The 9,483-nt window shown below is 67.8% G+C and carries 5 protein-coding genes; 1 reads left to right on the forward strand and 4 read right to left on the reverse strand.

Annotation, left to right across the window (positions count from 1 at the left end):
- Positions 1-45: 45 nt before the first annotated feature.
- Positions 46-2,982, reverse strand: coding sequence for a UPF0182 family membrane protein (locus FHX72_RS05725; protein ID WP_183623569.1), 2,937 nt, complete (start codon positions 2,980-2,982; stop codon positions 46-48).
- A 158-nt stretch (positions 2,983-3,140) separates the two neighbouring features.
- Positions 3,141-4,358 carry a S16 family serine protease gene (locus FHX72_RS19610; protein ID WP_183623571.1) on the reverse strand — a complete coding sequence of 406 codons (1,218 nt, stop codon included), beginning with the start codon at positions 4,356-4,358 and terminating at the stop codon, positions 3,141-3,143.
- A 130-nt stretch (positions 4,359-4,488) separates the two neighbouring features.
- On the opposite strand from FHX72_RS19610, the gene FHX72_RS05735 reads away from it, so the two are divergent.
- On the forward strand, positions 4,489-5,856 hold the full coding sequence (locus tag FHX72_RS05735) for a zinc-dependent metalloprotease (protein WP_183623573.1): 1,368 nt from the start codon (positions 4,489-4,491) through the stop codon (positions 5,854-5,856).
- 869 nt (positions 5,857-6,725) lie between these two features.
- Here the strand turns inward: FHX72_RS05735 and FHX72_RS05740 are convergent.
- Positions 6,726-8,501, reverse strand: a complete 1,776-nt coding sequence (locus tag FHX72_RS05740) for an ATP-dependent helicase (RefSeq protein ID WP_338060515.1) — start codon at positions 8,499-8,501, stop codon at positions 6,726-6,728.
- Positions 8,485-9,423 (reverse strand): NAD(+) diphosphatase, encoded by a 939-nt coding sequence (nudC, locus tag FHX72_RS05745; RefSeq protein WP_244963975.1) that lies wholly within the window; start codon positions 9,421-9,423, stop codon positions 8,485-8,487. The genes FHX72_RS05740 and nudC overlap by 17 nt, the downstream gene beginning before the upstream one ends.
- Between the last annotated feature and the right edge of the window lie 60 nt (positions 9,424-9,483).

A 9,483-nucleotide genomic window follows, 5' to 3' on the forward strand; every position in this document is an offset into this window, starting at 1 on the left:
CCCTCTGAGAGGACGGCGCCCGTCGGCGTGTGGAGCTGCGGTGGCCTACGTGGTCGGCGTCGGCTCCGGGGAGTCGCTCGGCGTCGTCCCCGATACCTGGCTGTCAGCCTCACGAGCGCGGTTCAGCGCGTCCGTGAGCCGCTTGTCAGCCTCGGCTGCTGCAACGAGGTCATTGCTCGCGTACGCGGCCGTCCGGTCCTCGAGAGCCTTCTGCGCGTCCGCCAGTGCGGTTGACAGCTGCTCCTGAGGGGTCCCCGTTCCTCCACCTGACGGAGGAGTGGTCGCCGTCGGAGCAGGCGTGGTCGTCGTGTCGTCCGGCACGGAGTCCACTGGCACATCGTCGTCGGAGACCTCAACGCCGCCGTCGCCCGCGTCCGCACCTGCGTCGCCGCCGAAGAGCTCGTCGAGCGCCTCATCGAGGGTCGGCTGGAACGCGATCTTGTCGCCGAAGGCGACGAGCACGCGCCTGAGCAGCGGATAGCTGGTCTCACCGGTCGACTCGACATACACGGGCTGCACGTACAGGAAGCCCTCGCCGACGGGCACCGTGAGGAGGTTTCCTCGCAGGACCGCGGTCTGCCCGCCTCGCTCGAGCAGGTTCAGCTGGTTAGCGACCGTCTCGTTCGAGTTGAAGATGTTCTGCACCTGACCCGGACCGTTGACGTTGTCGTTCTCGACGCGCAGCAGCGTGATCCTGCCGTAGGTGTCCGCGACGGTTCCGTCGGTCTTCCCAGCGTCAGAGTTCGCCGCCAGGTACCCGCGCAGCACGTTCCTCGACTGCGCGTTCGCGTTCGTCAGCGGAATGTACGTGGAGTAGATCGAGAATGCCGACTCCTGGCCCGGCATCTGCATCGTCAGGTAGTACGGCGGCTGCGAGGCCTCTCCCCCAGTCGGGTTCTGCGGCAGCTGCCACGCGTTCGTCTGGTTGTAGAACGTGCTCGCGTCGGTCACGTGGTAGCGCGCGAACATCTCGCGCTGCACCTTGAACATGTCCGTGGGGTAGCGGATGTGGCTCAGCAGGTCGCCGGACATCTCCGACACGTTCTTGAGCGTCGACGGGAAGACCTTCTGCCAGGTCTGCAGGATCGGGTCCGTCTCGTCGAATGCGTACAGCGTGACCGTGCCGTCGTACGCATCCACGGTCGCCTTCACCGAGTTGCGCATGTAGTTGATGACCTCTGGCGGCAGCGACGACGCGGGCGTGTCTGCGTCCTCGAGCAGGTTCTGCAGGCCGGCAAGCTCCGAGTACGGGTACTTGTTGCTCGTCGTGTAGCCGTCGACGATCCAGGTGAGGCGGCCGTCGACAACCGACGGGTACGGGTCGGAGTCGATCGTCAGGTACGGAGCGGCTGCCTGCACGCGCTCGGCAGGGTCGCGGTCGTAGAGGATCTGGGATTCCTCGTTGACGTACTCGGACAGGAGGATCTGCTCCGACTGGAACTTGATCGCGTACACGAGGCGGTTGAAGAAGTTCCCGAGGTCGGGTCCTCCCTGCCCGGTGAACGTGTTGTACGTCTGCGTTGCGCCGTCCGCACCGGAGACGTGGTCGAACTCAGCGGGCTGCGAGCCCTCCGGTGCGCCGACGATGGAGTACTCGGGCGAGGACTCGCCGAAGTACACGCGAGGCTCGAACTCACCAAGCGCGCCTTCGCTCGGCATACCGCCTTCGATGAAGAGTGGCTGACCGTCCGGGCCACGCTGGTTGCCATAGGCCGTGACGAGCCCGTAGCCGTGCGTGTAGACGATGGTGTTGTTGACCCACGACTGTGCGTCGGCGCCGAGGCCCGCGATGTTGATGTCGCGGACGGATCCAACCGCATCCTGCACCTGGCCGTCGATCTCGTAGCGGTCGACGTCGAGGCGCTCAGGGAACTGGTAGTAGGCACGCTCCTGCTCGAACTGCGCGAACGTCGGCGAGACGAGCGAGGGGTCGAGGATGCGGATGTTCGCCGTGGTGTCGGCGTCGTTGCGCAGCTGTCCCTGGCTGACCGTCGTCTCTGCGGCGTAGTTCACTTCCTCGATCTGGTCGAGCCCGTAGGCAGACCTGGTCGCGTCGATGTTGTTCTGGATATACGGGGTCTCGAGGGCCTGCTCGCTCGGTCCGACCTGGAACTGCTGCACGATCCACGGGTAGACCATGCCGACGACGAGGCCGACGACGACAAGGAGCGCCGTACCGACGAGCGGGAGGCGCCAACGACCGATCGCCGCCGCGATGAAGAAGAGCACGGCGACGACGATCGCGGCTCCGGCCAAGATCCCCTGGCCGGGGATCGTGGCGTTGGCGTCCGTGTAGAGCACACCGGTCCAGCGCCCGGAGAGCGTGTGGAGCGCTGCGTAGCGGTCGAGCCAGAAGCTGACTGCCTGGATGAGCATGTAGAGGCCGGCGAGGATCGCGATGTGCGTGCGCGCGCTCTTCGAGATGACGATCTCACGGCCGGTGACGCGGATGCCGCCATACAGGTACAGCGTCGCGGCAGTCAGGATGAGCGAGAGCAGCACGACGGCGCTCACGAAGGCGACGACGCCTCGGAAGAACGGCAGCTGGAAGATGTAGAACGAGACATCCAGGTTGAAGACCGGGTCGGTCTCGCCGAACGGAGTGGAGTTCATCCACATCAGGACCGTCTGCCAGGACGAGATGAGGGCCACACCGGCGAAGAGGCCGAAGATCGCGGGGACGAAAACCATTGCGCCGCGACGGATCGGCTCGATGACCTGCTGGTAGCGGTCGAGCTGCTCGTTGAGTTTCGCGTAGACCGGCCGCGCACGGTAGGCGATCTGCAGGTTCACGTACAGGGGAACCGCCATCGCGACGAGTCCGATCGCGAACATGATCGCGCCTGCACCCCACTCCGTCAGGAGGACCTGGAGGATGCCGAGCTGGTCGTACCAGAGCACGTCCGCGTATCGGCCTGCGAACCAGAAGAAGACGACGAGAAGCGCCACGACGATCAGCAGTGTGATCGTGAGCGGTCCCATCCGACGTCGGCTGGCGGGTTTCGGACTCTGGGGCTGTTGAGCTGCAGTGCTTGTCACGTCGTACCTGTCATTGCCTGGAAGGGCCGATTGTTTTCCGAGAAAAGGGAACTAGAGGAGTTTATCTGGCAAGTGCCTGGCAAAACTGAGACTGGGCCGTCTCAGGAGCCGAGCACCGACTCGCAGGTACGCAGAGCAGCCGTATCGCCCCCGTCTCCGACGGTCTGGATGACCTGCTCGGCTTCGTCGAGCGTGGAGACCGCGTAGACGGGGATGTCGCCGGGTATCCCACCGTCGAGCACGTCCTGGCAGTTGTCCGCCGGCGCCAGGAAAAGGTCGGCGCCGACATCAACCGCCGCGTAGAGCTTCTGCGTGATGCCGCCGATGCTGCCGACCGTGCCGTCAGGGGACATCGTGCCGGTGCCCGCGACGTGGAGCCCCCGAGTGAGGTCGCCGTCGGCGAGCTTGTCCGAGACCGCCAGCGCGAAGATGAGGCCAGCACTTGGACCCCCGACGTTTCCGAGTTCGATGCTCACGTCGATGGGAAAGTCGTGTTGCGTCGCGACCGTCACGCCGAGCAGGGCGCGCTCTTCCCCCTCGACGACTCCCGCGCGTGGCGTGATCGAGAACGTCTTGGTCTCGCCGCTCCGGTCGACGACCACGTCGACAGCCTGCAGGTTGCCGAGGTCTCCACCTGAAACCTCCGCGACCGCCGCAGGCAAGCCGTCGGTCGACTCGACCGGGATGCCGCTCACGGAGGTGACGATGTCACCGGGCTCAAGCATCCCGGCAGCCGCCCCATCGTCGCCGACCGACACGATGGCGAGTGCCGTGCCAACGTCGTAGCCCTCGTTGAGGAGTGCGGCAGCGATCGCATCCGCTTCCGAGCCCTGCATGAGCGCGGCGTTCTGAGCGTCGCGCTGTTCGCCCGTCTCGGCGTCGGCGTAGTAGGCCTCCACGGGAAGCACGTCGTTCGACGGCGTGATGAGCGCGAGGAAGACCTCGAACCAGTTGGGAAGGTTCTCTGGGCGACCCCCGACGTTCACCGTCATGACGTCGAGCTGGCCCTCCGACGGCTCGAACGTGTCCGCGCCGCCGATCGTGATGACCTCGACCTGCGTCGGGTCGTCCTGGGAGGCCTGCACAGTGCCAAGGGCGTCGAAGACGGGCCCCGGCGAGCGGACGACGTAGGGGGCTGGGCTGAACCCGAGAGCGACGAGCAGGAGCATCCCGATGGAGAGGAAGATGAGGCCGACACGCGCCCGGCGGGTCCCCTCCTCGCTTCGACGACGGTTCGCCTCGTGCGCTCTAGCGAACGCCTCTGACTGCTCGCGCACACGGGCATCGCCCTCTGAGGAGGGCTCGGAGAAGAAGGTCACTGCGCTCGTTTCGATGTCCTGCGGCCATTGTTCGCCCGTGGCGCAAGGCACACGGCGCATACGCAGTCACGGCGACCCTTCCTTGGAGGGGCCACGAGCTAGCGTAGATCCAAGCGCTGGGAGGTGCGGAATGAGTGATGCACAGGGACCGATTCCCGACGACGGATCAGAGGACGAGCTACGCAAGCTGCTGCGTGAGCTCCTGAGCGGGCAAGGCGGTTTCGACCCCGCCAAGCTCGCGGGAGTCGCGGGGCTCCCGAACGACCCCGCCGCGGTGCAGGCGCTGCTTTCGCAGCTGCAGGCGGCGGTCTCGAACCCGGGCAACGGGCTCGACTGGCAGGTGGCCCGCGACCAGGCACGCCGAGTCGCACAACCGGGCAACCGTGAGATCAGCCAAGAGGAGGCCGCGAGGTTCGACCAGGCGTTCCGGGTTGCACAGCTGTGGCTGAGCGAAGCCACGGAGCTCGGCGAGATCAGCGAAACCCCCGCGACGCTCACCCGGCTCGAGTGGATCACCGGTTCGATCCAGTTCTGGACGTCGCTGTCCGAGCCGGTCGCCACGAGCATCGCCGACGCCCTCATGAACGTGCTCACCGAGCAGACTCCGCCAGAGATGGCGCAGTTGCTCGGCCAGTCCTCCTCGATGATGCGCGGCATCGGCGGCGCGATGTTCGCCGTACAGCTCGGCCAGGTCGTCGGGAACCTTGCGGAGGAGGTCGTCGCCGGTGGCGACATCGGCGTGCCGGTCCTCGACCACAGCAGGCCGTCGCTGCTTCCGCAGAACATCGACGACTTCGCGGAGGGACTCGACGTCGACCGCGAACAGATCGAGCTCTACCTCGCCGTGCGCGAGACCGCCCACGCGCGGCTCTTCCAGCACGCGAAGTGGCTCCGCCTGCACCTCATCTCCTCGATCACCGAGTTCGCGCGTGGCGTGAGCATCGACGTCTCGCGGATGGAGGAGCTCGCCCAGACCCTCGATCCGAGCAACCCGGATGGCATCAGGGCCGCACTCTCCGAGGGCGCGTTCATCCCGCCCCGCACCGAGCAGCAGGAGGCGGCGCTCGCCCGCCTCGAGACGATGCTTGCGCTCATCGAGGGCTGGGTCGATGTCGTCACGGAGGACGCCACAGCCAGACTGCCGAAGTCCGTCGCGCTTGCGGAGACGGTTCGTCGTCGTCGCGCCGTCGGTGGCCCGGCCGAGCGTGCGTTCGCCTCGCTTGTTGGACTCGAGCTGCGCCCACGGCGTCTCCGCGAGGCCGCTGCGATGTGGCGCGCGGTCTCCGAGGCTCACGGCGCCAAGGTGCGCGACGAGCTCTGGGCGCACTTCGACGCGCTGCCCACGACCGAGGACATCGACCACCCGGAGGCGCTCGTCACGAGGCTCGGCTTCGGGGAGCTCCCGGCCGACGAGTACGACGAGGCTCTGGCGAAGTTCCTCGACGATCCGTCCGCGTTCGGCGATGCGCCAGAGGGCGGCGACAAGCCGTCGAACTGATCAGGTGCGGTCGGCGGCCTCGGGCCGCCGACCGTCCCGTTCTCTGGCCCTGTGGAGAACTTCTGCGTCCCTCGGACGCTTCCAGGATGATCTCCGCATGGACCTGCGACTACCCCCTGGCGTGCCGATCGTGTGGCGCTCCCCCACCGAGCTCCAACTCGGCGGGACCACCGCCCGCGCGGTCATCAAGTCTCCGAGCGTCAGCGCCGAGCGATTCATCGAGTCGTTGCGGAGCCCGGGCACCCTCGAGCAGTTCCACGAACGCGGCGCTCGGCTCGGCCTCAGCAGTGCCGAGGTGCGCGCCCTGCTCGACTCAGTCAGCACGCTGCTGGATGCGCCGCCCAGTCAGCAGCGGAAACGCTCGGCCAGGACAGCACGTAGCGGCAGCGGACGCCCGCCAGTGGTGCTCGTCCGAGGCACGGTAGCCGGCGATGACATCGCCGAGCACATCGCCGCTCTCGGGTGCGCCGTGCGGCGAGCCGGCGAGGACTATCAGCCACCGCTGCCGGCGGAGATCGGGCTTGTCGTCGACTGCGCCGACTACGTGCTTCCGCCGAGACGCTACACCCCGCTCATGGCTGCCGACGTGCCCCACCTTGCCGTCATCGCTGAAGACGACGGAGCGACGGTCGGGCCGTTTGTCCTCCCCGGCCGCACGCCCTGCGTTCGCTGCGACGACCTCAACCGGCTCGACGCCGACCGGTCCTGGGCGGCCATCGCCACCCAACTCGCGGTCACCAGCAGGGCCCCGCTGTCTCGCCTCACGAAAGAGCTTGTGCGGAGCCTCGTCTCGAACTCCGTGTCGTCGTGGCTCACCGACGGCACAGCCTCCGCCTACTGCGCCTCAGATACGTGGACGATCGACGCGCTCACCTGCGAGATCCGCCGAACGCGCCGTTCGTTCCACGACGAATGCGGGTGCCGAGCTCTGCCAGGAAGCGAGAAGCGGGCCGCTCGGCGTCCCGCCGCCCGCCGAACTGCGCGTGCGTCAGACGCAGGCGCTTCCGTGCGCGCGTGACCGCCACGTAGAGAAGCCGGCGCTCCTCGTCGAGCTCGGCTTGCGACTCCGCGTACCAGATGGGCAGGAGTCCCTCGCTCACCCCGATGATGGTGACGCTGTCCCATTCGAGCCCCTTCGCGGCGTGGATGCTCGAGAGCGTCACGGCTCGGAGCTCCGGCTCGTACTGCATCTTCGCCCGCTGCTGGAGCTCGGCCGAGAACTCGGCGAGCTTCGTGCCGTGCGGTTGCGCATCAGCGAGGCGAAGGAGCGCATCCCAGGAGTTCCAGCGGTCCCGGAGCGCGCCTGAATCAGCGGGCGGCTCATGGGTCCAGCCCAGGTCGCGCAGCACATCGCTCACGGCTTGGAACAGCGGCCCCTCCGTCTCCTGCATGACCGCGGCCCGCAGCGCGCTGAGCGCCTGGCGGACCTCCGGCTGCTCGAAGAATCGGCGCTGGCCGATGGCTGAGTAGGCGATTCCTGCGTCTTGCAAGGCACGCTCGATGGCCGCAGCCTGCACGTTCGTTCGGTAGAGCACGGCGATGCTCTCGATTGGGATGCCGCTGCGCAGGTCCTCGCCGATGCGGTGCACAACGCCCCTGGCTTCATCGTCATCATCGTGGAACTGCAGCACCTCGGGGAGGGGCTCGCGCCTCGGCGTCTCCGCAGCCGGTTCCAGGGTGAGCGCGTAGGGGACGTGGCGCGCCACCTCGTTCGCCACGCCGATGATGGCGGACGACGAGCGGTAGTTGTCCTCGAGGCGCACAACCCGCGCGTCGGGGTAGCGCTCGGGGAACCCGGTCAGGAAGGAACTTGATGCGCCGGCGAACGAGTAGATCGTCTGCGCGGCGTCGCCGACGACGCACAACTCGCGCCGCTCGCCGAGCCACAGTTGCAGGAGCCGCTGCTGCAGCGGCGAGACGTCCTGGTACTCGTCGACGACGAAGAAGCGGTACTGCTCTCGCACGCGCTGGGTCACCCACGGCTCCAGCTCGAGCATGCCGACGGTCGCCAGCAGGACGTCCTCGAAGTCCATCTGCCGGCGCTCGTCCTTGATGTCCTCGTAGGCCTGCAGCAGGGCGAGCGCCGCGTCGTCACTGACCCCCTTCGGCAGCGAGCGCGAGGTCCGCAGCTGGATCGCGTACTCCTCGAGCGACAGCTCGCGCACCTTGCGCCACTCGATCTCGGTCGCCATGTCCCGCACACCGGCGGGATCGAGGCGCAGGCCGATGCGCTCCCCCGACTCGGCGATCAGCCTGCCCTTGCCCTTCACGATCGCGGGGGCTGGGCCGCCGACCGTGTGCGGCCAGAAGAAGCCGAGCTGGCTGAGGGCCGCCGCGTGGAACGTTCGCGCGGCGACGCCGGACGCGCCGAGGTCGCGGAGACGACCACGCAACTCCCCTGCCGCCTTCGACGTGAAGGTGAGCGCGAGGACGCGGGACGGGTCGTACACGCCGGAGCGGATGCCGTAGGCGATGCGGTGCGTGATGGTCCGGGTCTTCCCGGTTCCAGCCCCGGCCAGGATGCACACCGGGCCGACAAGAGCCAGCGCAGCCTCGCGCTGGGCGTCGTTGAGCGAGGCGAGCAGGCTCACATCCGCCGTCGCCGCCGACGCCGCCTGGCTCTCTGCGTCAGTCGAGGTGACCACTGAGCCAGGCATCGATGATGGCGCGGGCGATAGAAGTCGGCCCGGGGAGGCGGTCCTCGATGGCACGCACCTCGTCGCGCGTGAACCAGCCGAGCTCAACGATCTCGTCGTTGTCTGGCTCCACCGTTGCAGGGTCCTGGTCCGGGTGGAGCTTGGCCGTGAAGCCCACCATGATGCTCGCCGGGAACGGCCACGGCTGCGAGCCGAGGTACCTCGGTTCAACGACGTGCGCCCTCGCCTCCTCGTAGATCTCGCGTGCGACCGCGGCTTCGAACGACTCCCCCGGCTCGACGAAGCCCGCGAGGAGCGAGAACCGCCGAGGGTTCCACCTGACGTTCGCCCCGAGCAGGATTCGGTCATCACGGTCGAGTACCGCGGCGATGATGGCGGCGTCGGTGCGTGGGAAGCTGACGTGAGACTCGCCCTCGGCCTGACGCACCCAGCCCGCGAGTCCCGAGCTCGTCGCGGATCCGGTGCGCGGCGAGAACGCGTGCGTGTCGTGCCAGTTCGTGATGGCGAGGGCTTCGGTGAAGAGCCCGCAGTGCACGGCTCCCAGGTGCGCGGCCGTCTCCATGAGCCCGGCCCAGAGGCGCGCATCCGGTTCGATGACCGAGGCCAGAGCCTCGTCGACGCTGACCGAGAGGACGGAGGTGCCCTTCGGGAGAGCCTCTTCGTCCTCGAGCGTCCGACCGAGGTACACGGCGTCCGCGATGGCTGGCTCGAGCACAGCAGCACGGGGACTCGTCGGGACCAGCAGGTCGAGCCTGGGGCCGTCTCCGGCCGAGCGCATCAGAGCCTTCCCGCCGCTCAGGACGAGCACGCGGGTGGCACCGTCGGCGAAGAGCGACTGCACGAGGCCCGGTTCGCTTCGACGTTCGTGGTCGCGATCGGTCTGCTGCTGGGCGAGTGGGAGACGAGACATGAAGTGATTCATAGGCGGATTCATCCTAGGTCGCCTCGAGGCCCTGCGGGCGTGGCACTC

It is taken from the genome of Pseudoclavibacter helvolus (assembly GCF_014191305.1).
Taxonomy (GTDB): Bacteria; Actinomycetota; Actinomycetes; order Actinomycetales; family Microbacteriaceae; genus Pseudoclavibacter; species Pseudoclavibacter helvolus.

Bases quoted from the DNA above. Each gene is read 5' to 3' on its own strand.
- nudC (WP_244963975.1), bottom strand. From the start codon at position 9,423: ATGTCTCGTCTCCCACTCGCCCAGCAGCAGACCGATCGCGACCACGAA.
- FHX72_RS05735 (WP_183623573.1), top strand. From the start codon at position 4,489: ATGAGTGATGCACAGGGACCGATTCCCGACGACGGATCAGAGGACGAG.
- FHX72_RS05725 (WP_183623569.1), bottom strand. From the start codon at position 2,982: ATGGGACCGCTCACGATCACACTGCTGATCGTCGTGGCGCTTCTCGTC.